Source organism: Rhodanobacter sp. C06 (genome assembly GCF_002001105.1).
Classification (GTDB): Bacteria; Pseudomonadota; Gammaproteobacteria; order Xanthomonadales; family Rhodanobacteraceae; genus Rhodanobacter_A.
Genome location: NZ_MUNP01000048.1, coordinates 1 through 21,832, shown reverse-complemented (window position 1 = coordinate 21,832; position 21,832 = coordinate 1). Strand labels below are relative to the sequence as shown.

Sequence of the window (21,832 nt, the reverse complement as noted above, 5' to 3'; positions counted from 1 at the left end):
ATCATCGTGGTTAGCATGGAGACTGCCGCATCGGCAGCCGAGCGCGGTCCAGGAGCCCACATGAATCCCGTCGCCGCCCGCCAGGGCATCATCTCGCTGAAGATCAAGGATGCCGCCACGTTGTACAACGCCTACATGCCGTTCCTGCGCAACGGCGGCCTGTTCGCGCCCACCGCCCAACCTTATGCGCTGGGCGACGAGGTGGTGCTGCTGGTGAGCCTGGCCGACGAGAGCGAGCGCCTGTCGGTGGTGGGCAAGGTGGCGTGGATCTGCCCGCCCGGCGCGCAGGGCAACCGCACGGCAGGCATCGGCATCCACTTCAACGACTCGCCGGATGCCGAGGTGGCGCGCCAGCGCATCGAGAACATGCTCGCCGGCGTGCTCAATTCCGAGCGGCCCACCCACACGATGTGAGCAATCCCTGCGCAGCCTTGCGCAATACGGGCGTTTTCATGGTCCGTTGACGCTCGTCAAGCTGTTGTGGCCCCTGCATGCACTGATACAATGCCCCGCTTCACGAACCCGTGTCGTGAAGAGTCGGGCGCCCGTGACTGTCAGCAGACGCGAGCGCGGCCGCAAGGTCCGTGGCCTTCATGGCCTGCCGAAACGAATTGCCGGACCGTCACCCCACGGTCACTGATGCGCCGATGGCGCGGAGGTAGGTTGCATCGTGATTGCCGAATACTGGCCCGTATTGCTGTTCATCGTCGTGGCCGCCGGCCTCGGCCTCGTCCTGTTGGCGGTCGGCATGCTTGCTGGTCCGCGTCGTCCGGGGGCGGAAAAACTTGCGCCCTACGAGTGCGGCTTCGAGGCGTTCGAGGATGCGCGCGCGCGCTTCGACGTGCGCTACTACCTGCTCGCAATCCTGTTCATCATCTTCGATCTGGAAATCGCCTTCCTGTTTCCGTGGGCGGTGGTGTTCAAGCAGATCGGCCTCGTGGCACTCATTGAAATGGCGCTGTTCCTGCTGCTGCTGGTGGTCGGTTTCGCCTACGTCTGGAAGAAGGGAGCACTGGAATGGGAGTGATCTCCTCCATCGACAAGGTGATGCACAACCCGCAACCGCTGGACGTGGTGGATGACATCCTGCGTCCGGCCGGCGACAACCCGGTCGTGCAGCGCGGTTTCGCCACCACCAGCGTCGACGCGCTGATGAACTGGGCGCGCACCGGCTCGATGTGGCCGATGACCTTCGGCCTGGCCTGCTGCGCGGTGGAGATGATGCACGCCGGCGCCGCGCGCCTCGACCTCGACCGCTACGGCGTGATCTTCCGTCCGTCCCCGCGCCAGAGCGACGTGATGATCGTGGCCGGCACCCTGGTCAACAAGATGGCCCCCGCGCTGCGCAAGGTCTACGACCAGATGCCCGAGCCGAAGTGGGTGATCTCGATGGGGAGCTGCGCGAACGGTGGCGGCTACTACCACTACTCCTATTCCGTGGTGCGCGGCTGCGACCGCATCGTGCCGGTGGACATCTACGTGCCAGGCTGCCCGCCCACGGCCGAAGCCCTGATCCACGGCATCCTGCAGTTGCAGAAGAAGATTCGTCGCACCAGCACGATCGCGCGTTCCTGAGGCGTGCCCATGACTGACATGCAAAAGACCTCGCTGGCCGAGCGCCTGGCCGCGCGATTCGGCGACACGCTGAAGATCAGCGTGGTGCGCAATGAAACCAGTGCCGAGCTGGCGGCAGCCGACCTGCTCGCCGTGGCCACCGCGCTGCGCGACGAGCCGGGCTTCCGCTTCAGCGAACTGGTTGACCTGTGCGGCATCGACTACCTCGGGTACGGCCAGGTCGAGTGGGACACCGAGACCGTCAGCGGCTCCGGTTTCTCGCGCGGCGTGGAAGGCGAGGCGATGGGCCGCTTCGACTGGGCCGATCGCCCGCGCGGCGTGGACCAGCCGCGCCGCTTCGCCGCGGTGATCCACCTGCTCTCGATCGAGCACAACCAGCGCCTGCGCCTGCGCGTGTTCTGCGAGGACGACAGCCTGCCGATCGTGCCGTCGGTGACCGGTATCTGGCCGGGCGTGAACTGGTTCGAGCGCGAGGCGTTCGATCTCTACGGGATCGTCTTCGACGGCCACCCGGACCTGCGCCGTATCCTCACCGACTACGGCTTCGTTGGGCATCCGTTCCGCAAGGACTTCCCGCTGATCGGCAACGTCGAGGTGCGCTACGACCCCGAGCAGAAGCGCGTGGTGTACGAACCCGTGACCTCCGTGGTGCCGCGCGTGCTGGTGCCGCGCGTGATCCGTGACGATGCCGACCTCTTGCAGGCCCAGGCCGAAGCCGCCGACGACTGGCGCAGGAACTGATTCGATGGCCCAGGAAATCCGCAACTACACGATGAACTTCGGTCCGCAGCATCCGGCCGCGCACGGCGTGCTGCGCCTGGTGCTGGAAATGGATGGCGAGACCATCGTCCGCGCCGACCCGCACATCGGCCTGCTGCACCGTGGCACCGAGAAGCTGGCCGAGTCCAAGCCGTTCAACCAGTCGATCGGCTACATGGACCGCCTCGACTACGTATCGATGATGTGCAACGAGCACGCCTACGTGAAGGCGATCGAGACCCTGCTGGGGATCGAGGCGCCCGAGCGCGCGCAGTACATCCGCACGATGTTCGACGAGATCACCCGCATCCTGAACCACCTGATGTGGATCGGCTCGAACGCGCTGGACCTCGGCGCGATGGCGGTGTTCCTCTACGCGTTCCGCGAGCGCGAGGAACTGATGGACGTCTACGAGGCGGTGTCGGGCGCGCGCATGCACGCGACCTACTACCGTCCCGGCGGCGTCTACCGCGATCTGCCGTCGCAGATGTCGCAGTACCGCGAGTCGCCGTGGCACAAGGGCAAGGACCTGAAGCGCCTGAACAGCTGGCGCGAAGGCTCGATGCTGGACTTCCTCGACGCCTTCACCGACGACTTCCCGACCAAGGTGGATGAGTACGAGGAACTGCTCACCACCAACCGCATCTGGAAGCAGCGCACCGTCGGCATCGGCGTGATCTCGCCGGAACAGGCCCAGGCCTGGGGCATGACCGGCGCGATGCTTCGCGGCTCGGGCATCGCCTGGGACCTGCGCAAGAAGCAGCCCTACGCGAAGTACGCCGAGATGGATTTCGACATCCCGGTCGGCGTCAACGGTGACTGCTACGACCGTTACCTCGTGCGCGTCGAGGAAATGCGCCAGGCGAACCGCATCATCAAGCAGTGCGTGAAGTGGCTGAAGGCCAATCCCGGGCCGGTGATGGTGGAGAACTACAAGGTCGCCCCGCCGAAGCGCGAGGAGATGAAGGAGAGCATGGAAGCGCTCATCCACCACTTCAAGCTGTTCACCGAAGGCTACGGCGTGCCGGCCGGCGAGACCTATGCCGCAGTCGAGGCGCCGAAGGGCGAGTTCGGCTGCTACCTCGTCTCCGACGGCGCCAACAAGCCGTTCCGCGTGCACCTGCGCGCGCCGGGCTTTGCCCATCTGTCGTCGATCGATCCCATCGTCAGTGGGCACATGCTGCCCGACGTGGTGGCGATGATCGGCACCTACGACCTCGTGTTCGGCGAAGTTGACCGCTGAGCCGGCACGACGGAGAAACGCATGAAAGCCACCGGACATTACGACCAGGTCAGGAACGTCGATCCGCTTGCCGTGCTCAATGAGCACACGCGCCAGCACATCGACCATTGGCTGACCAAGTTTCCGCCGGACCGCAAGCGTTCGGCGCTGATCCAGGCGCTGTTCGCCGCGCAGGAACAGAACCGGGGTTTCCTCACCGACGAGCTGATCACGGCGGTGGCGAAGTACCTCGACCTGCCCGCGGTATGGGCCTACGAGGTGGCCAGCTTCTACTCGATGCTGGAGACCAAGCCGGTCGGCCGCAACAACGTGGCGATCTGCACCAACATCTCGTGCTGGCTCAACGGCGCCGAGGATCTGGTGAAGCATTGCGAGAAGAAGCTGGGCATCAAGCTCGGCGAGAGCACCCCGGACGGCCGCGTCTACCTCAAGCAGGAGGAAGAGTGCATCGCCGCCTGCGTGTACGCGCCGGCGATGACGGTGAACGGCCATTACCACGAGCGGCTCACCACCGAGAAGCTCGATGCGATCCTGGACGGGCTGGAGTAAGAACGATGGCGAGCACCACAGGTCCGGTCGGACCCGCACCCCAGGACCACCAGGTCGTCTACACCACGCTGCATTTCGACAAGCCGTGGGCGATGGCCAGCTACGAGCAGGTCGACGGCTACAAGGCCTGGCGCAAGATCCTCGCCGAGAAGCCCGATCCCGCCGGCCTGATCGAGGAAATCAAGAAGTCCAGCCTGCGCGGCCGCGGCGGCGCGGGCTTCCCCACCGGCTTGAAGTGGTCCTTCATGCCGAAGGGCACGATGCAGAAGTACATCCTGTGCAACTCGGACGAGTCCGAGCCCGGCACGGCCAAGGACCGCGACATCCTGCGCTACAACCCGCACGCGGTGATCGAGGGCATGGCCATCGCGTGCTACTGCACCGGCTCGACCGTGGCCTACAACTACCTCCGTGGCGAATTCCACCACGAGCCGTACGAGCACCTCGAAGAGGCGCTGAAGGAAGCGTATGCGGCCGGCCTGCTCGGCAAGAACGTGCAGGGCAGCGGCATCGACGTGGATATCTACAACGCGCTCGGCGCAGGCGCCTACATCTGCGGCGAGGAAACCGCGCTGATGGAGTCGCTGGAAGGCAAGAAGGGCCAGCCGCGCTTCAAGCCGCCGTTCCCGGCCAACTTCGGCCTGTACGGCAAGCCCACCACGATCAACAACACCGAGACCTATGCCTCGGTGCCGGCGATCCTGCGCAACGGCGCCGACTGGTTCCTGGGCCTGGGCAAGCCGAACAACGGCGGCCCGAAGATCTTCTCGGTCTCCGGCCACGTCAACAAGCCGGGCAACTTCGAGATCCGGCTCGGCACCTCGTTCAGGGATCTGCTGGCGCTGGCCGGTGGTGTGCGCAACGGCAACCAGCTCAAGGCGGTGATCCCCGGCGGTTCCTCGATGAAGGTGCTCAACGCCGAGGAAATGCTGGCAGCCACGATGGATTACGACTGCCTGCAAAAGGCGGGTTCGGGCCTCGGCTCCGGCGCCGTGATCGTGATGGACGAGACCACCTGCATGGTCAAGGCCTGCCATCGCATCGCGCGCTTCTACATGGCCGAGTCCTGCGGCCAGTGCACGCCGTGCCGCGAAGGCACCGGCTGGATGTACCGCGTGCTCGACCGCATCGTGGAAGGCAAGGGCACGCAGGACGACCTGCATCGCCTCAAGGCCATCGCCGGCCAGATCGAGGGCCACACCATCTGCGCGTTCGGCGAAGCCGCCGCGTGGCCGGTGCAGGGCTTCCTCGCCAAGTTCTGGAACGAATTCGAATACTACGTGCAGCATGGTCGCTCGATGACCGAGGACCGGTTCGCCGCCAACCGTGGAGTCGCTGCATGAGTGCGCAGCCCACCAGCAATGTCGCCCCCGACCTCGTCAGCATCGAGGTCGACGGCAAGCCCGTGCAGATCCGCAAGGGCGCGATGATCATCGAGGCGGCCGACGCCATCGGCATCGCCATCCCGCGCTTCTGCTACCACCGCAAGCTGCCGATCGCCGCGAACTGCCGCATGTGCCTGGTGGACGTGGAGATGGGCGGCCGCCCGATGCCCAAGCCGCAGCCGGCCTGCGCCACGCCGGTGGGCGAGGGCATGAAGGTCACCACGCGTTCGGACAAGGCGTTGAAGTTCCAGAAGGACGTGATGGAGTTCCTTCTGATCAACCATCCGCTGGACTGTCCGATCTGCGACCAGGGCGGCGAGTGCGAGCTGCAGGACGTGGCGCTGGGCTACGGCCGCAGCGTGTCGCGCTACACCGAGCGCAAGCGCACCATCGCCGATGAAAATATCGGGCCGCTGGTCGCCACCGAGATGACCCGCTGCATCCAGTGCACGCGCTGCGTGCGCTTCACCAGCGAGATCGCCGGCAGCTACGAGCTGGGCGGCATGAGCCGCGGCGAGAACCTGCAGATCGGTACCTACATCGGCAAGACCGTCGAGACGGAACTGTCGGGCAACATCATCGACGTCTGCCCGGTCGGCGCGCTCACCAACAAGCCGTTCCAGTTCCAGGCGCGCGCCTGGGAACTGATCGCCAAGCCGTCGATCGGCTACCACGATGCGCTGGGTTCCAACCTGTGGCTGCACACCCGCCGCGGCGAAGTGCTGCGCACGGTGCCGCGCGACAACGAATCGATCAACGAGTGCTGGCTGTCCGACCGCGACCGCTACAGCCACCAGGGCATGTACGCGGCCGACCGCGTCCAGCAGCCGGAAGTGAAGCGCAACGGCCAGTGGCAGCCGACCACCTGGGAGGACGCGCTCGCCGTCGCCGCCGAGGCGCTGAAGAGCGTGCCGGGCAGCGAGCTGGGCATGCTGGTGCATCCGGCCACCACGAACGAGGAGGCCGACCTGCTGCTGCGCCTCGCGCGCGGCCTGGGCAGCGCCCACGTCGACCATCGCCTGCGCCAGCTCGACTTCGCCGACAGCGCCGTAGCCACCAGCTTCGGCCTGCCGGTGGGCGAGGTGGCGCAGGTCAAGGCCGCGCTGCTGGTCGGGTCCGACCTGCGCCGCGAGATGCCGCTGCTCAACCATCGCCTGCACCAGGCGACCAAGCAGGGCGCCAAGGTGTATGCGGTCAACCCGGCCGCGTTCGAGTTCAATTACAAGCTGGCCGGCGCCGCGATCGTGCCGCCGCAAGGCATGGTCGACGCGCTGCTGGCACTGGCCCGCGCCGCCGTCGCGGAAGGCGCCGCCGCGCCGGCCGCGCTGGTCGATGCGATCAACGCCGCGGCCAGCGACGAGGGTGACCACGCCGCGATCGCCGCGCTGAAGGCGGGCAGGGCGGTGGTGATCCTCGGCGAAGCCGCGGCCACCCATCCGGAGGCCTCGTGGCTGCGCGCGATCGCGCGCTTCATCGCCACCGCCACCGGCGCCGGCTACGACGAACTGCCGGTCGGCGCGAACGCGATCGGCCTGGCCCAGCTCGGCGTGGTGCCCGGCAACGGCGGCCTGGACGCACTTGCCATGCTGGCGCAGCCGCGCAAAGGCTACGTGCTGTACGGCGTGGAGCCGCCGCATGACTTCGCCGACGGTGCGCTCGCGTTCGCCGCGCTGCGCGGCGCACAGCAAGTGGTGGCGTTCAGCGCCTACGCCAGCCCCGCGCTGCGCGAGGTGGCAAACGTGATCCTGCCGATCGCGTTGCTGCCGGAAACCGACGGCACCCTGGTCAATGTCGACGGCCTCGCGCAGGCGGTGCAGGCCGGTGCGAAGGCGCCAGGCGAAGCCCGTCAGGGCTGGAAGGTGCTGCGTGCGCTGGGTGGTCTGCTACGGCTCGCCGGCTTCGAGTTCGACGATCTCGCTGGCCTGCGTGACGGCATCGTGGCGCGCGGCGCCCCGGCACGCGACTCGCTCGCCGCGCGCAAGCCGGTCGCCGGCCTCGTCCGCCTCGCCACCTGGCCGATCTACCGTGGCGACGCGGTGCTGCGCCGGGCCACTGCGCTCAATGCGCATCCGTTGAACCGTGCGCCGGCCGCGCGCCTCAACGCGGACGAAGCCACGCGGCTGGGCCTGGCCGAGGGCGCGCAGGTTCGCATCGCCGACACGACGCTGCCGCTGGTCGTGGATCACGCCGTACCCGATGGTGCGGTGTGGGTCGAGGCCGCGCAGGACATCACCGCCACGCTGCCGCCCTACGGCGCAGCCATCACCTTGAGCAAGGCGTAAGGCACATGGGCGAACAGCTACTCAACCAGCTTGTCTGGCCGATCATCTACATCCTGTGCATCGTGTTGCCGCTGGTGATCGCCGTGGCGATGTTCGTGTACTGGGAGCGCAAGGTCATCGGCTGGATGCACGTGCGCATGGGGCCGAACAAGATCGGTCCGTTCGGCCTGCTGCAGGCCTTCGCCGACGTGGTGAAGCTGCTGCTGAAGGAAGTGATCCTGCCGAGCAAGGCGAACCGTGCGCTGTACTACCTCGCGCCGCTGCTCGCGCTGGTCCCGGCGCTGGCGGCGTGGGCGGTGATCCCGTTCGGCACCAGGATGGTGCTGTCGAACGCGAACGCCGGCCTGCTCTACCTGCTGGCGATGACCTCGCTGGGCGTGTACGGCATCATCCTCGCCGGCTGGGCCTCCAACTCGCGCTACGCGCTGCTCGGCGCGATGCGTTCGGCGGCGCAGGTGATCTCCTACGAGTTGGCGATGGGCCTGTGCCTGGTCTGCGTGCTGGTGCTGGCCGGCTCGCTCAACCTCACCGACATCGTCAACGCGCAGGCCGGCAACAAGGGCATCTTCAGCTGGTTCATGTGGCCGCTGCTGCCGGTGTTCGTCGTCTACTTCATCTCCGGCGTGGCCGAGACCAACCGCGCGCCGTTTGACGTGGCCGAAGGCGAGTCGGAGATCGTCGCCGGCTTCCACGTGGAGTACTCCGGCTCGGCGTTCGCGCTGTTCTTCCTCGCCGAGTACGCGAACATGATCCTGGTGAGCTTCCTCGCCTCGATCCTGTTCATGGGCGGCTGGCTCAGCCCGTTCCCCGAGAGCTGGGGCTTCATCGGCCACGGCAACTTCCTGTGGCTGTTCATCAAGGCCTTCGCCTTCGCCTTCCTGTTCCTGTGGTTCCGCGCGACCTTCCCGCGCTACCGCTACGACCAGATCATGCGGCTGGGCTGGAAGGTGTTCATTCCGATCGCGATCGTCTGGGTGCTGGTGGCCGGTTGCATGAAGTACTACGGCATCGCGGGGGTCTGAGAAAGCCGATGAAACGCGTAACCAGTTATTTCAACAGCCTGCTGCTGGCCGAGCTGCTCAAGGGCATGGCGCTGACCTGGCGCTACATGTTCAGCCCGAAGTACACGATGCGCTACCCGATGGAGCACATCCCGAAGTCGAACCGCTTCCGCGGCCTGCACGCGCTGCGCCGCTACGCGAACGGCGAGGAGCGCTGCATCGCCTGCAAGCTGTGCGAGGCGGTGTGCCCGGCGCTGGCGATCACCATCGATTCGGCGCCGCGCGAGAGCGACGGCCAGCGCCGCACGACGCGCTACGACATCGACCTGTTCAAGTGCATCTTCTGCGGTTTCTGCGAGGAGAGCTGCCCGGTGGACTCCATCGTCGAGACCAGCATCCACGAGTACCACTTCGAGCATCGCGGCGAGAACGTGGTGAACAAGCAGCAGCTGCTCGCGATCGGTGACCGCTTCGAGCAGCAGATCGCCGCCGATCGCGCGCAAGACGCGGCGTACCGCTGAGGATGGAACGTCATGATTGATCCGAACCTGCTCCAACTCGTCTGCTTCTACGTCTTCGGCGCGGTTACCGTGGCCGCCGCGCTCGCGGTGATCACCCTGCGCAACTCGGTGCATGCGGTGCTCGCGCTGGTTTTGACCTTCTTCAGCACGGCCTGCATCTGGATGCTGGCCGAGGCGGAGTTCCTCGCCATCGCGCTGATTGTGGTCTACGTGGGCGCGGTGATGGTGCTGTTCCTGTTCGTGGTGATGATGCTCGACATCGACCAGGAGAAGCTGCGCGAGGGGTTCGTGAAGTTCCTGCCGGTGGGCCTGGTGGTCGCCGTGGTGATGCTGGTGGAGATGCTGGGCCTGATCGGCGTGCGCGTGATGCACGCGCAGACGATGGGCGCGAACCCGGCGGGCGACTCCAACACCGCGTGGCTGGGCAAGGCGCTGTACACGCAGTACCTGTTGCCGTTCGAGATCGCCGCGCTGATCCTCACCGTGGGCGTGATCGCCGCGGTGGCGCTGACCCTGCGCCAGCGCACCGGCAGCAAGCGCCAGCTGGCCAGCGAGCAGGTCGCGGTCAACCCGCGCGACCGCGTGCGCGTGGTGAAGATGGCGGCCGAGAGACCCGCCGGTGCCGCCCCGGCCCAGGAGCCCCAGCCATGATTACCCTTTCCCACTTCATCGTGCTCGGCGCGATCCTGTTCTGCATCGCCGTCGCCGGCCTGTTCATCAACCGCAAGAACGTGATCGTGCTGCTGATGGCGATCGAGCTGATGCTGCTGGCGGTGAACATCAACTTCGTGGCGTTCTCCCGCTTCGGCCACGACGTGGCGGGGCAGGTGTTCGTGTTCTTCATCCTTACCGTGGCCGCGGCGGAATCCGCGATCGGCCTGGCGATCCTGGTGCTGCTGTTCCGCAACCGCAGCACGGTCAACGTCGCCGAAATCGACAGCATGAAGGGTTGATCCGATGGCGCTTTCCACATCCATCCTGCTGGTCATCGCGCTGGCGCCGCTGGTCGGCTGCCTGCTGGCCGGCTTCCTCGGCAAGCAGATCGGCCGTGCCGGTGCGCACAGCGTCACCATTCTGGGCCTGCTGATTTCCTGCGGCCTGTCGTTCTACGTGCTCTACCAGCTGGTCTGGGGCGGCGCCGCGAACTACGACCAGAACCTCTACACCTGGTTCGAGATCGGCAAGTTCAACGCCAGCGTGGGCTTCATGGTCGACCGCCTCACCGCGATGATGATGGTAGTGGTCACCTTCGTCTCGCTGCTGGTGCACGTCTACACCATCGGCTACATGCACGACGACCCGGGCTACCAGCGCTTCTTCAGCTACATCTCGCTGTTCACCTTCTCCATGCTGATGCTGGTGATGGCGAACAACTTCCTGCAGCTGTTCTTCGGCTGGGAGGCGGTGGGCCTGGTGTCGTACCTGCTGATCGGTTTCTGGTACAAGCGGCCGACCGCGATCTTCGCGAACCTCAAGGCCTTCCTGGTCAACCGCGTGGGCGACTTCGGCTTCCTGCTGGGCATCGCCGCGGTGCTGACTTTCCTCGGCACGCTGGACTACGCCACCGCGTTCGCGGCCGCCCCGACCCTGGTCGGCAAGACGCTGGCGATCACCCAGAACGTGCAGTGGGATGCAGCCACGGTGATCTGCGTGCTGCTGTTCATCGGCGCGATGGGCAAGAGCGCCCAGGTGCCGCTGCACGTGTGGCTGCCCGACTCGATGGAGGGCCCGACCCCGATCTCCGCGCTGATCCATGCGGCGACGATGGTGACCGCGGGCATCTTCATGGTGGCGCGCATGTCGCCGCTGTTCGAGCTGTCGCAGTCCGCACTCAGCTTCGTGATGGTGATCGGCGCCACCGGTGCGCTGTTCACCGGCCTGATCGGCATCGTGCAGAACGACATCAAGCGCGTGATCGCGTATTCCACGCTGTCGCAGCTGGGCTACATGACGGTGGCGCTTGGCGTGTCGGCCTACGCCGGGGCGGTGTTCCACCTGATGACCCATGCGTTCTTCAAGGCGCTGCTGTTCCTGGGCGCCGGCTCGGTGATCATCGCGATGCACCACGAGCAGGACATGCGCTACATGGGCGGCCTGCGCAAGTACATGCCGATCACCTGGATCACCATGTGGATCGGCTCGCTGGCGCTGGTGGCGATCCCGTTCACCTCGGGCTTCTACTCCAAGGACGCGATCATCGAGGCGGTGGGCGAGTCGCACCGCTGGGGCGCGGCCTATGCGTACTTCTGCGTGATGGCCGGCGCCTTCGTCACCGCCACCTACACGTTCCGCCAGATGTACCTGACCTTCCATGGCAAGGAGCGCTTCACCGTGGTGCACGACCACGGCCATGGCCACCATGTCGAGCACATGGACGACCACGGCCACCACGAGCAGGGCATCATGCACGAGACGCCCAAGGAATCGCCGTGGGTGGTGACGCTGCCGCTGGTGCTGCTGGCGATTCCGTCGCTGCTGGTGGGTTTCTTCACCGTCAAGCCGATGCTGTTCGGTGGCTGGTTCGGCTCGGCCATCCGCGTGAACGGGGCGAACGACGTGCTGGGCGAGATGGGCCACGAGTTCCACGGCGCGCTGGCGATGGCACTGCACGGCTTCTGGAGCCTGCCGTTCGGCCTGGTGGTGCTGGCTTTCGCGATCACCACGTACATCTATCTGTTCAACACGTCGGTGGCGGACAAGCTGAAGAACGCGCTGAACCCGTTCTACCAGATGCTCAACCACAAGTACTGGTTCGACGCGGTGTACTACGTGCTGTTCGCCCGCGGGGGCGTGAAGCTGGGTCGCCTGTTCTGGAAGGCGGGCGATGCCGCGGTGATCGACGGCGTGATGATCGATGGCACCACCGCCATGACCCGTCGCCTCGCCTCGGGCATGCGCCGGCTGCAATCGGGTTACCTCTACCAGTACGCCTTCGCGATGATCATCGGCCTGATCCTGCTGCTCGGCGGGTACTGGCTGTTCGGCCCGATGCTGGCTGCGCAATAAGGGAAGCAAGCAAACATGTTCAATCACTTGCTCAGCCTGCTGATCTGGCTGCCCATCGTCGGCGCGGTGCCCGTGCTGCTGGCCGGTGCCGCCCGCCCCAACGTGGCGCGCTGGCTCGCGCTGCTGTTCATGGTGCTCACCTTCGTGGTGAGCCTGTTCCTGCTGCCGCAGTACGACGCCACGCAGGGCGGCATGCAGCTGGTCGAGAGCCATCTGTGGATCGCCTCGCTGAACGTGCACTACGGCCTGGCCGTGGACGGCATCTCGGTGGCGCTGATCCTGCTCACCACCATCGTCGGCATCCTCGTGGTGATCGGCGCGTGGGAGGTGATCCAGAACAAGACGCACCAGTACATGGCCGCGATGCTGGTACTCGAAGGCCTGATGATCGGCGTGTTCTGCGCCACCGACGCCTTGCTGTTCTACGTGTTCTTCGAAGCGATGCTGATCCCGATGTTCATCCTGATCGGCATCTGGGGTGGCCCGCGCCGTGTCTACGCGACGCTGAAGTTCTTCATCTACACGTTCCTCGGCTCGATCTTCATGCTGATCGCGCTGTTGTACCTGTACCACAAGGCCGGCACGTTCGACCTGCGCACGCTGGCGGCGTTGCCGCTGACGTTCACCGAGCAAGCCTGGATCTTCTTCGCCTTCCTGCTCGCGTTCGCGATCAAGGTGCCGATGGTGCCGGTGCACACCTGGCTGCCGGACGCCCACGTGGAGGCGCCGACCGGCGGCTCGGTGGTGCTGGCGGCGGTGATGCTGAAGGTCGGCACCTACGGAATGCTGCGTTTCATCCTGCCGATCGTGCCGGATGCCGGTGCGCATTTCACGTGGGTGGTGGTGCTGCTGAGCCTGGTCGCGATCGTCTACATCGGCTACGTGGCGCTGGTGCAGGAGGACATGAAGAAGCTGGTGGCGTACTCGTCCGTGGCACACATGGGCTTCGTCACGCTGGGCATCTTCATCGCCTTCATGCTGGCGCGCGAGCTCGGCGACGTCGACACGGCACGGCTGGGCATGCAGGGCGCGATGGTGCAGATGATCTCGCACGGCTTCGTCTCCGGTGCGATGTTCACCTGCATCGGCGTGATGTACGACCGCCTGCACACTCGCCTGATCAAGGATTACGGCGGCCTGATCAACGTGATGCCGTGGTTCGGCTTCTTCTACGTGCTGTTCGCGATGGCGAACTGCGGCCTGCCTGGCACCAGCGGCTTCGTGGGCGAGTTCATGGTGATCCTGGCCAGCTTCAAGGCCAGCCCGTGGATCGCGTTGTTCGCCGCGTTCACCCTGATCATCGGCGCGGGCTACACGCTGTGGCTGGTCAAGCGCGTGCTGTGGGGCGAGATCCACAATCCGCACGTGGCCGAGATGAAGGACATCAGCGGCCGCGAGACGCTCGTGCTGGGCGCCTTCGCTGCACTGGTGCTGGCGCTCGGCATCTGGCCGGAGCCGCTGATCCACTTGATGGACAGCTCGGTGACGCAGCTGGTGCAGCAGCTGGCCATCCACAAGATCTGATCGGGATAGAACATGCCAACCTTCAACGACATCCTGGTCCTGTTGCCGGAGTTCTACCTCGTGGCGGCGGCGTGTGTGCTGCTGCTGGCGGATGCCTTCATGAAGCCGGAGCAGCGCTGGTCGCTGCACTGGCTCTCCATCGTGGTGCTGCTGATGGCCGGCTTCCTGGTGATCGCGGGTCAGCCCGACGTCACCGTGACCGCATTCGGCGACATGTTCATCCGCGATCAGACGTCCGAGATCCTCAAGGTATTCGCGCTGCTGTGCACCGTGCTGGTGTTCATCTACGCGCGGCCGTACCTGCTCGACCGCAAGCAGTTCGTCGGCGAGTTCTACACGCTGATGATCTTCGCCACGATCGGCGTGATGCTGCTGGTCTCGGCCGGGAACCTGGTGATGATCTACCTGGGACTGGAACTGCTGACGCTGTCGTCCTACGCGCTGGTGGCACTGAACCGCGACTCGCCGCTGTCCTCGGAGTCGGCGATCAAGTACTTCGTGCTGGGCGCGCTGTCCTCGGGCATGCTGCTGTACGGCATGTCGATGGTGTACGGCGCCACCGGCACGCTGGACCTGGCCCAGCTGCACGCCGCGGTGCCGCAGAGCGCAATGCCGCACCTGCTGGTGTTCGGCCTGATCTTCATGCTGGTGGGTATCGCCTTCAAGCTGGGCGCGGCGCCGTTCCACATGTGGATTCCGGACGTCTACCAGGGCGCTTCCACCCCGGTCACCACCTTCATCGCCTCCACCTCGAAGCTGGCGGCGTTCGGCATGGCCTGGCGCCTGCTGGAAACCGGACTGGGCGACCTGTCGCAGCACTGGCAGCCGATGCTGGCGGTGATCGCGGTGCTGTCGATGGCAATCGGCAACCTGGTCGCGATCGTGCAGACCAACCTCAAGCGCATGCTGGCCTACTCGACCATCTCGCACATGGGCTACCTGCTGATGGGCCTGGTCAACGCGGGGCCGGAAGGCTATTCCGCGGCGATGTTCTATGCGATCAGCTACGCGTTGATGAGCACGGTGGCGTTCGGCGTGATCCTGGCGCTGGCCCGCGCGGGCTTCGAATGCGAGGAGATCGCCGACCTCAAGGGCCTGAACCAGCGCTCGCCGTGGTTCGCCGCGCTGATGGCGCTGGCGATGTTCTCGCTGGCCGGCGTGCCGCCGCTGTTCGGCTTCTACGCGAAGTACCTGGTGCTGCAGGCGGCGATCGACGCGCACATGCTGTGGCTGGCGCTCGCCGGTGCGGTGTTCGCGATCATCGGCCTCTACTACTACCTGCACGTGGTCAAGGTGATGTACTTCGACAAGGCGGAAGAGGGTGGCGCCGATCAGTCCGCGCCCGACATGTCGATGCGCGTGGTGCTCTCGCTCAACGCGCTGGCGTTGCTGGTGCTGGGCGTGTACTGGGGACCGCTGCTGGGCTGGTGCCGCCACTCGTTCGGCCTGGGTTGATCGAAGGATTTGATCGAAAGTCCTTCTGCAAGGCTTGCGGTAAATGGCAAGTCTCGCTAGAATCTTCGGACTCTGATGCGGGGTGGAGCAGTCTGGCAGCTCGTCGGGCTCATAACCCGAAGGTCGCAGGTTCGAATCCTGCCCCCGCTACCATGTTTATCTGCAGTTCTGATGCGGCGACCTCTGCGATGAGGTCGCCGTTTTCGTTTGGCGCGACGGTGATGCGCTCGCCGAGCAGATCGCGCAGGGCATTGCGTGCGGCGGGGATGTCGCGGGTGACGTTGGCAAGATCAGTGACGATGGCGTGCCAGCGTTCGCGCAGGCGCGGGATGACATGCGCTGGCTGGTGGTGGCGCGCGCTGGTGATGGCGTCGCTGGCTTGCTTGACGGCCGCTTCGGCGGCGAGCAGCTCGGCTTGGGTGCTGGGCGTGATGATGCCGGCGCGCAGGGCGGCGAGGATGTTGCCGCGCACGCGCTCGGCGACGGCCAGTGCGCGCTGCAGTGTGGATGTATCGGGCATCGCACGCTTGAGGGCGTCAGCCACGGCGCGCTGTAGGCGCTGAAAGGAGGCATCGGTGAGCAACTGCTCGCGCACAGCGGCGAGCAATGCATCTTCCAGCGCGGTGCGTGGAACGCGCAGGCGCGAGGGGCATGCGCTTTCGCCGCGATCCTTGTGCGTACTGCAACCGTATCGGTAGCGGTCGACTACCACCATGGCGCCGCCACAGCATGCACAGCGCAGCAGCCCGCTGAGCAGGTGCCTGGGTGGTCGGCCTGGGCCGGCGTGCGGGGTACCTTTGCGCTTGGGCCTGGCACCGCGGATGCGCGCTTGGGCGGCGCTCCACGTAGCCGCATCGATGATGGCAAGCTCCGGGTGCTCGGTGGTGATCCACTCGGCCTCTGGCCGATTCTGGCGCAGGCGCCGGCCGGTATCCGGATGCTTCACCCAGCGGCTGCGGTTCCACACTTGGCGGCCAACGTAGATAGGGTTGGCGAGGATGCCGATGCCCCGCGCGGTATCGCCGTAGATCACGGACATGGCCCAGGTGCTGCCACGCGGCGACGGCACGCGCTCGCGGTTGAGTGCGTCGGCGATCGCACGCGGACTCTGTCCGGCGATGTAGGCGGCATAGATCCGCCGCACCACGGCGGCTTGCCCATCATCGATGACGCGCTGACCGACGGCGGAAACCCGGTAGCCGTAGGGGAGACCGCCGGCGCTCGCACCCTGCAGCGCGCGACCGGTGAGACCGCGATGGGTTTTCTCAGCTAAGTCATCAAGGTACAGCTCTGACATCAAGCCGCGTAGCCCGACATCCGCTTTGTGCGATTTGCGCGCAGTGTCTACGCCGTCACCGACACCGATCAGTCGCACGCCGGCGAACTTGAGCCGCCGCACCGCCATGGCACATTCGGCGCTGTCGCGACTGAGGCGCGAGAGATCGTCGACCAACACCACGGCGTAGCGTGAGGCATCGGCCAGCAGGCGCCGGTAACCGGCGCGGTCGTTGCGCGCGCCACTGGTGGCGGCGTCGGTGTACTCCACGGGCGCGGGCCAGCCTTGGCGAGCGCAATAGGCGCGGCAATTGCGAAGCTGATCGTCGAGGCTGGCGTCGCGTTGCTGGTCGCTGGAATAGCGCGCGTAGGCGGCGGTAAGCATGGCGCGAGATTAGGGCGCGGCGGCCGCGGCAGGCAACGGGGCGGGATTCTGTCGCGCTGGCGAAGGATCGTTGCAGGATGCGGTTTCCGTGGTCAGATAATCCGACACGATCCGGGCGGCTAGGGCATCGATGAGGGTGGTGAGTGACATGCGCCGCGAGCTCCACTGGAGGTGCAGATATTTTCCGGCCCGTCGCCAAGGTGGGTGTGCTCGAAACAGGTGATTGAATGGGCTGCATGTCGACAAAGTGACGCGGTTAAGCGTTGAACTGGATTGGCGCCTGTCCCTTGCTGGGGATATCGGAAGACTGCCGGGAAGACTCGACCCATGAAGTGCGCGCCGCTGATCGCATTCAGTTGTCGCTGGAGGGTTTCGTCCGTGGCATCGGACATTCAGGGGCAAAGACGCCAGATTGATCGGGCGGCCAAGGTTTGTCGCGCGACGACAGGGTCGGAAGCCTCGGGCGAGGCGACTGGCCGATGGTGCTTCTGGATTTCGATAGGCGCTGGATCAGTAGCCGCGCCTCCGCCGTAACGCCCGCAGAAGTCCCTCGCCGAACGCCATGGCGATAATGCCAAACGTCCACAGAAGCGCTGAGGCAAGAAGCGCGATGACACCGCCGGCGAAGCTCATCCCTAGAAACAGGGCGCCGTGGTAGTCGAGCCAATGGCGTGGCGATAGCTCCGGTGCAAATCCTTGAGCTGCCCATTCGATCCAGCTGAACAGGCTGATGACGATGCAAAGGGTCGGGGCGCCGAGGATCAGGCGCAGCATGGCGGGCGATTCACGACCCGCATGAACGGGGAGACGGTTGTTCGACATGGCTGGGCCTCTGCTAGCGGACCTGGGGGCTGATCGTCAAAGTGGTCAGCGGTAGCGCCATCGCCGATATGACCCGATGATGGCGCCGCCCAGCATCACCGCCAAGGAGCCCAGACCCCACAGCACGGCCACGACAGCCAGGACGGCGAACACGCCAAGGGAGATCGATGCAGCCAGGGCGATGGAATGGCTCACCCATTGGGTCGGTGAAAATTCGGGTGCCTTGCCGGCGACCGCCCAGCCGACCTGGGCGCACAGTAGAAGGAGGCCGGCTAAGACGGGAGCGCCAATGAGCAGGCACTGCTCGACGGCAGGTTTGTTGCCTTCGATTTCGGAGGGTCGATCGTGGGACATGGGTTTCGCCTCTATGGACGGAGGAGGAAGTGGACGCCATGCACTTCGGTGTCGTGGATTCTTCCGCTGGCGGAAGCGTGGAAGGACGAAAGCACAAAAGCCGAGTTGCGCAAGTTCACTTCAAGCGGGCAAAGAGCCTCGGCCGAGCGAGATCGATCGCGCGAGTGCCCGTCGTGTGGTGGGCCCGGCGTGGGGCGCGATGGAGGAGACTTTGCGTCCGGTGGTTTGACCAGCGTGAGCCTCCCGCGTGGCTTGATCGCATCGATGGCGGCGCGAAACGCTTCGGCCGGGCCAAAAAGGCACAAGTGGAGGAGTTGGCGATCCAAGGCTTCGCGACCGCCTTGGATGAGCTTCAACGGTCGGCGCGTAGGATCGCTCATTCCTCCAACATACCCAGCCCTTCGGTTTGCGCAATGCCCCCGGCGGGGGGCATGCGACGGCTAGGTGCATCGCTTGGCGTGAAGGCAGCCGGTGTCCATGCACGACTTGGACGCATGCCGATGGAGCAGGTGCCTGTCCAAGGCGGACAACGTGGCCTCTCGCTGTCAGGAGCCGACATCGAGGCCACCACGGTGTATCCGGGGTAGTTTGGCAAGCAACCCTTGAAGTGGGCTTGCGCGATTGGGCTTCTATGGTTGGCTGGCAGCCATCCTTCGATCAGGAACGCGCCATGCATCGTCGCCCCATTGCCAGGACGGCCTGCACACCCGCCTCTTGCGGGCCATTGCCTGTCACAGTCCGACTTCGCCTCGGTCAAGTAAACCATGGGCGGCGCGCTAGTCGGTCTGGACGCTCCGATCTACGGCAACGTCTACGGTGGCGCGGCGTTCGGCCACACGACGATGAACGCCGACGTCGCCAGCCTCGCGGGTCACACCAACGGCATCGGCAGTACGTTCTGGCCCCAACACCGGCGCGATCGGCGCCAGCTTCAGCATGCAGATCAACGGCCGCTGGAGCTGGTACCTCAACGCCGCCACGCAGGCCGCGCGTGGCCGCGAACATGACGTGACCGCGAATGCGGGGATCGAGTACCGATTCTAATCAGGTAGTGCAGCCCGGCGGAGACGCCGAGCGGCCTTGGTGCAACGCACGTTTTTTCAATCGGCACCCGCTCGCGAGTGGGTGCTCTTTCACGAGGGGGTTCAGCCATGAAGCATGCTTTGGTTCGACTGATGGTGTGTGCACTGGTGCCGGTGTCGCTGCAGGGGTGCAACGGTAGCGGCGCTGCGCCGCAAGGGGCGGTTCCATCGACCGTCGCCACGGCGGCGACCCAGGCATCTCCTGATCAGACGCGTATCTGCGAAGTGAGCAAGTGGCAGAAGGATGTCACCGCGGCGAAGTGCAGCGCCGGCCAGAAGGTAGTGTTCCTGCCGGATCACTGGGGCAACGAGCAACTTCCCATCCTGTTCGCGGCGGTCAATTGCGACTTGCGATACACCGTGGCGCTCACCAACGGTGGCGTGGCCTGCATCTATGCCGGTCCGCTGGCTCCGGAGCACAACGATACCGCCCCGGCATCGGCGGCCTCGTCAGCGCCACATTCGGCTCCCGCGCATTGATCGGGAGGCGTATGGAAGGCACCGTCAACAGCTTCCTGCCCAGCAAGGGATACGGTTTCCTGCGTGGCGACGATGGGCGCGACTACTTCGTCCATCACAGCGACATCGTCGGAGAGCATACGGTGATCGAAGGCCAGCGCGTGGCCTTCGAGGAGTCGGCCACGCCCAAGGGGTATCGCGCGCGTCGCGTGTGCCCGGTAAAGCTGGCCGGCGCGACCGGCTACGTCTTGCCCGATGATGTCCTGACAACGCGCCACCCGACCATCAGGGGTTGGGAGGTGCTGGTGGAGAGTCGTTGGGTCGTGGGTGGCTCATCGCGTGAATCGCCAGATGCAGCCATGCGGACCCTTCAGGAGCGTGCACGTCGCATCGGCGCAACGGCGGTGCTGGAGGTGGAGTACAGCAAGACCCGAGGCGCCGAGTCAGGGTCCGGACACGGAACGCACTACTTCACCATCCATCACTTCGATGGGCGTCCAGTCGTTGTAGGCAAGCCGAGCGTCCATGGCAACCATCGTCTGGACACGCTGGTCGGTCTGGACGAGCGGGCGGCACAGCTCAAGAGGGAGCTGGTGACCAAGACGCGGAAGTCCCGGACCATCGCAACGCTTGTTGCTGCCTCCATCTTCGTAGCGCTCGGTCCCATGGGCCTGTTCGTGTCGCGGATCCCCGCTTTGGTGGGTCTGTTCGTTTTTGTGTTCGCGGCTATTTTTCCCATCGTGATCTGGACGCTGATAGCCAAGGATCACGACAGCTGGCTCGCATTGGACGACTAGAAGAAAGGGGCGACTCGGCATGAGAGATCATGGGTCATGCCGCGATGCCGGGCAGGCCGGCGTACCCGTGCACTTGTTTTTTCGGGCCGCGTGAGCAGAACAAGAAGGGGTTGACGTGCCTTTCGAGAACGAGCAGAGTCCGTCACACGTACCGTCGCAGGCCTCGCCTCCGGTGCGTCCGTACGACCTCATGTTTCACCTCCGCCCGCGGTCCTAAAATTTTGGATCGTACGATCCAAGAACGCGCATCCTTTGTTTGGAACGATCGTTTTATCGGTCGTACGCCAACATGCCCGTACGATCCATCAACTCAGCGAGCCGCGGCGCGCAGCGTCGCGGTTAGGGTTGGCTGGAATCCCCGCCGCAAGGTGCTGGGTGAGGTCGAATGACCAAGTGCGTCGGATGAGCCATGGATGGTGAAGACCTCGCCGGCCAGGGGAGTCGAATGTTGGCCGCGGTCATGCGTGGCTGGTAAAAGGGTCTGATCAACAGTTGTCGAAGCGCGACGCTTCCGAAATGCCAGACTTGAAGATCACGTCGATCTCATTCCTAATCGCGTAGTAGGCGCGCTGGCTGGTGTCCATCACGTTCACCAGCCGGTAGACCGGGAAGGCCATCACCAAGAGAAGGACCAGTCGAGCGGAGAGACCGGTCGAGAGGCCAGAGAGCGCCGGGAAGGCCAAGCCAATGCAGACCAGGGTGATACAGGCGAGGGCGAGCGTGTCGCAAAGCGCGCCGCGCCGGAGGTAACGCAGAGCTTCCTTCCTTTTTTCAACCAGGTCCATCTTGTCCCGCGCGGACATCCGCTCAAGGCGCCGACAAAGGCCGAGGATATCGCCAAGGCGCGCATCAGCGCGGCTGCGCTCGCGCTTGTTCATCAGGAATCGAAAGGCCGGCATCGGGTTCGTCGTTGGAAAGTATGGTGCCGCATTCCGCATGGGAATACAGCAATCGATATGAGACAGGCTTACCATGACGTCGGGCGCGCGCAAGCGCCGCCCAGATCGTGACGTCGGCGACGCGAAGGGTAGCTTCACGATCACCACGTGCGAGCATTGCTTGCCGGGCATGTACACACCCTCTGCCAGCATCCCCAGTCCCGATCCCTTCCGGGCAGCGACGTCCGCCCGATGCGCCTCCAGCAGCGGCGCGATCGACGTCCTCCCCTGAACCTTCATCCGGTCCTTCCACGACGCGGGTGCGCGCTCCACGAGGGCGTCCATCAGCGCACGGGAGGCGCACAGGATCAGCGTCGCCTCGGCAGGGTCCACGCCGGCCGACAACTCGAGCATGACCTCGGCCAGGTAGGCGTCCTCCGAACCCGGGTCCGACACCATCGCCGGTACGCGCAGCACGGC

Annotated in this window: 21 protein-coding genes and 1 tRNA gene; 19 read left to right on the top strand and 3 right to left on the bottom strand. The window is 65.3% G+C overall.

The genetic code is table 11. The features are described from left to right. Positions 1-60: 60 nt before the first annotated feature. From B0E52_RS09980 to B0E52_RS18700, 17 genes are all read left to right on the top strand, one after another. A complete protein-coding gene (locus tag B0E52_RS09980) occupies positions 61-414 on the top strand; it encodes a PilZ domain-containing protein (RefSeq protein WP_077483679.1) in 354 nt (117 codons plus the stop codon). A gap of 256 nt (positions 415-670) precedes the next feature. Beyond that, a complete protein-coding gene (locus B0E52_RS09975) occupies positions 671-1,027 on the top strand; it encodes an NADH-quinone oxidoreductase subunit A (protein ID WP_077483678.1) in 357 nt (118 codons plus the stop codon). Further along, positions 1,018-1,575 carry an NADH-quinone oxidoreductase subunit B gene (locus B0E52_RS09970; RefSeq protein ID WP_077483677.1) on the top strand — a complete coding sequence of 186 codons (558 nt, stop codon included), beginning with the start codon at positions 1,018-1,020 and terminating at the stop codon, positions 1,573-1,575. Before B0E52_RS09975 ends, B0E52_RS09970 begins: the two co-directional genes overlap by 10 nt. Positions 1,576-1,584: 9 nt before the next feature. Continuing rightward, positions 1,585-2,316: an NADH-quinone oxidoreductase subunit C gene (locus tag B0E52_RS09965; RefSeq protein ID WP_077483676.1), complete on the top strand. Its 732-nt coding sequence runs from the start codon at positions 1,585-1,587 to the stop codon at positions 2,314-2,316. Between the two features lie 4 nt (positions 2,317-2,320). After that, on the top strand, positions 2,321-3,577 hold the full coding sequence (locus B0E52_RS09960; protein ID WP_077483675.1) for an NADH-quinone oxidoreductase subunit D: 1,257 nt from the start codon (positions 2,321-2,323) through the stop codon (positions 3,575-3,577). Positions 3,578-3,598: 21 nt separating this feature from the next. Next, complete coding sequence (nuoE, locus tag B0E52_RS09955; protein WP_077483674.1) at positions 3,599-4,126, top strand: NADH-quinone oxidoreductase subunit NuoE; 528 nt, start codon at positions 3,599-3,601, stop codon at positions 4,124-4,126. Between the two features lie 5 nt (positions 4,127-4,131). Beyond that, positions 4,132-5,469 (top strand): NADH-quinone oxidoreductase subunit NuoF, encoded by a 1,338-nt coding sequence (nuoF, locus tag B0E52_RS09950; protein ID WP_077483673.1) that lies wholly within the window; start codon positions 4,132-4,134, stop codon positions 5,467-5,469. Beyond that, a complete protein-coding gene (gene nuoG, locus B0E52_RS09945; RefSeq protein ID WP_077483672.1) occupies positions 5,466-7,793 on the top strand; it encodes an NADH-quinone oxidoreductase subunit NuoG in 2,328 nt (775 codons plus the stop codon). Before nuoF ends, nuoG begins: the two co-directional genes overlap by 4 nt. 5 nt (positions 7,794-7,798) lie before the next feature. After that, on the top strand, positions 7,799-8,815 hold the full coding sequence (nuoH, locus tag B0E52_RS09940; protein WP_077483671.1) for an NADH-quinone oxidoreductase subunit NuoH: 1,017 nt from the start codon (positions 7,799-7,801) through the stop codon (positions 8,813-8,815). 8 nt (positions 8,816-8,823) lie between these two features. After that, complete coding sequence (gene nuoI, locus B0E52_RS09935) at positions 8,824-9,315, top strand: NADH-quinone oxidoreductase subunit NuoI (RefSeq protein WP_077483670.1); 492 nt, start codon at positions 8,824-8,826, stop codon at positions 9,313-9,315. Between the two features lie 12 nt (positions 9,316-9,327). Further along, entirely contained in the window at positions 9,328-9,966 is a 639-nt protein-coding gene (locus B0E52_RS09930) for an NADH-quinone oxidoreductase subunit J (protein ID WP_174575553.1), read from the top strand. Further along, complete coding sequence (gene nuoK / locus B0E52_RS09925; RefSeq protein ID WP_077483669.1) at positions 9,963-10,268, top strand: NADH-quinone oxidoreductase subunit NuoK; 306 nt, start codon at positions 9,963-9,965, stop codon at positions 10,266-10,268. Before B0E52_RS09930 ends, nuoK begins: the two co-directional genes overlap by 4 nt. Positions 10,269-10,272: 4 nt before the next feature. Then, entirely contained in the window at positions 10,273-12,321 is a 2,049-nt protein-coding gene (gene nuoL / locus B0E52_RS09920) for an NADH-quinone oxidoreductase subunit L (protein ID WP_077483668.1), read from the top strand. Positions 12,322-12,336: 15 nt separating this feature from the next. Further along, positions 12,337-13,845, top strand: a complete 1,509-nt coding sequence (locus B0E52_RS09915) for an NADH-quinone oxidoreductase subunit M (protein ID WP_077483667.1) — start codon at positions 12,337-12,339, stop codon at positions 13,843-13,845. Positions 13,846-13,857: 12 nt separating this feature from the next. Then, complete coding sequence (gene nuoN, locus B0E52_RS09910; protein ID WP_077483666.1) at positions 13,858-15,300, top strand: NADH-quinone oxidoreductase subunit NuoN; 1,443 nt, start codon at positions 13,858-13,860, stop codon at positions 15,298-15,300. A 76-nt stretch (positions 15,301-15,376) separates the two neighbouring features. Then, positions 15,377-15,453: transfer RNA gene (locus tag B0E52_RS09905), tRNA-Met, on the top strand. A 181-nt stretch (positions 15,454-15,634) separates the two neighbouring features. Continuing rightward, a complete protein-coding gene (locus tag B0E52_RS18700) occupies positions 15,635-15,856 on the top strand; it encodes a hypothetical protein (RefSeq protein WP_254426758.1) in 222 nt (73 codons plus the stop codon). 1,614 nt (positions 15,857-17,470) lie between these two features. On the opposite strand, the gene B0E52_RS09895 is transcribed toward B0E52_RS18700, so the two are convergent. Both B0E52_RS09895 and B0E52_RS09890 read right to left on the bottom strand, forming a co-directional pair. Further along, a complete protein-coding gene (locus B0E52_RS09895) occupies positions 17,471-17,734 on the bottom strand; it encodes a hypothetical protein (protein ID WP_077483665.1) in 264 nt (87 codons plus the stop codon). Positions 17,735-17,827: 93 nt separating this feature from the next. Beyond that, a complete protein-coding gene (locus tag B0E52_RS09890) occupies positions 17,828-18,136 on the bottom strand; it encodes a hypothetical protein (RefSeq protein WP_077483664.1) in 309 nt (102 codons plus the stop codon). A gap of 1,151 nt (positions 18,137-19,287) precedes the next feature. On the opposite strand from B0E52_RS09890, the gene B0E52_RS18325 reads away from it, so the two are divergent. After that, entirely contained in the window at positions 19,288-19,698 is a 411-nt protein-coding gene (locus tag B0E52_RS18325) for a hypothetical protein (RefSeq protein WP_139351633.1), read from the top strand. 11 nt (positions 19,699-19,709) lie between these two features. Further along, complete coding sequence (locus B0E52_RS18770) at positions 19,710-20,474, top strand: cold shock domain-containing protein (protein WP_077483662.1); 765 nt, start codon at positions 19,710-19,712, stop codon at positions 20,472-20,474. Positions 20,475-20,959: 485 nt separating this feature from the next. On the opposite strand, the gene B0E52_RS18565 is transcribed toward B0E52_RS18770, so the two are convergent. Continuing rightward, positions 20,960-21,832 (bottom strand): helicase C-terminal domain-containing protein (locus tag B0E52_RS18565; protein ID WP_343124499.1); only part of this gene is annotated, 873 nt, incomplete at its 5' end.

Excerpts from the sequence above, each read along its gene's own strand:
- B0E52_RS09980 (WP_077483679.1), top strand. The coding sequence starts at position 61 with ATGAATCCCGTCGCCGCCCGCCAGGGCATCATCTCGCTGAAGATCAAG.
- B0E52_RS09970 (WP_077483677.1), top strand. The coding sequence starts at position 1,018 with ATGGGAGTGATCTCCTCCATCGACAAGGTGATGCACAACCCGCAACCG.
- B0E52_RS09965 (WP_077483676.1), top strand. The coding sequence starts at position 1,585 with ATGACTGACATGCAAAAGACCTCGCTGGCCGAGCGCCTGGCCGCGCGA.
- B0E52_RS09960 (WP_077483675.1), top strand. The coding sequence starts at position 2,321 with ATGGCCCAGGAAATCCGCAACTACACGATGAACTTCGGTCCGCAGCAT.
- nuoE (WP_077483674.1), top strand. The coding sequence starts at position 3,599 with ATGAAAGCCACCGGACATTACGACCAGGTCAGGAACGTCGATCCGCTT.
- nuoF (WP_077483673.1), top strand. The coding sequence starts at position 4,132 with ATGGCGAGCACCACAGGTCCGGTCGGACCCGCACCCCAGGACCACCAG.
- nuoG (WP_077483672.1), top strand. The coding sequence starts at position 5,466 with ATGAGTGCGCAGCCCACCAGCAATGTCGCCCCCGACCTCGTCAGCATC.
- nuoH (WP_077483671.1), top strand. The coding sequence starts at position 7,799 with ATGGGCGAACAGCTACTCAACCAGCTTGTCTGGCCGATCATCTACATC.
- nuoI (WP_077483670.1), top strand. The coding sequence starts at position 8,824 with ATGAAACGCGTAACCAGTTATTTCAACAGCCTGCTGCTGGCCGAGCTG.
- B0E52_RS09930 (WP_174575553.1), top strand. The coding sequence starts at position 9,328 with ATGATTGATCCGAACCTGCTCCAACTCGTCTGCTTCTACGTCTTCGGC.
- nuoK (WP_077483669.1), top strand. The coding sequence starts at position 9,963 with ATGATTACCCTTTCCCACTTCATCGTGCTCGGCGCGATCCTGTTCTGC.
- nuoL (WP_077483668.1), top strand. The coding sequence starts at position 10,273 with ATGGCGCTTTCCACATCCATCCTGCTGGTCATCGCGCTGGCGCCGCTG.
- B0E52_RS09915 (WP_077483667.1), top strand. The coding sequence starts at position 12,337 with ATGTTCAATCACTTGCTCAGCCTGCTGATCTGGCTGCCCATCGTCGGC.
- nuoN (WP_077483666.1), top strand. The coding sequence starts at position 13,858 with ATGCCAACCTTCAACGACATCCTGGTCCTGTTGCCGGAGTTCTACCTC.
- B0E52_RS18700 (WP_254426758.1), top strand. The coding sequence starts at position 15,635 with ATGCGCTGGCTGGTGGTGGCGCGCGCTGGTGATGGCGTCGCTGGCTTG.
- B0E52_RS09895 (WP_077483665.1), bottom strand. The coding sequence starts at position 17,734 with ATGCTGCGCCTGATCCTCGGCGCCCCGACCCTTTGCATCGTCATCAGC.
- B0E52_RS09890 (WP_077483664.1), bottom strand. The coding sequence starts at position 18,136 with ATGTCCCACGATCGACCCTCCGAAATCGAAGGCAACAAACCTGCCGTC.
- B0E52_RS18325 (WP_139351633.1), top strand. The coding sequence starts at position 19,288 with ATGAAGCATGCTTTGGTTCGACTGATGGTGTGTGCACTGGTGCCGGTG.
- B0E52_RS18770 (WP_077483662.1), top strand. The coding sequence starts at position 19,710 with ATGGAAGGCACCGTCAACAGCTTCCTGCCCAGCAAGGGATACGGTTTC.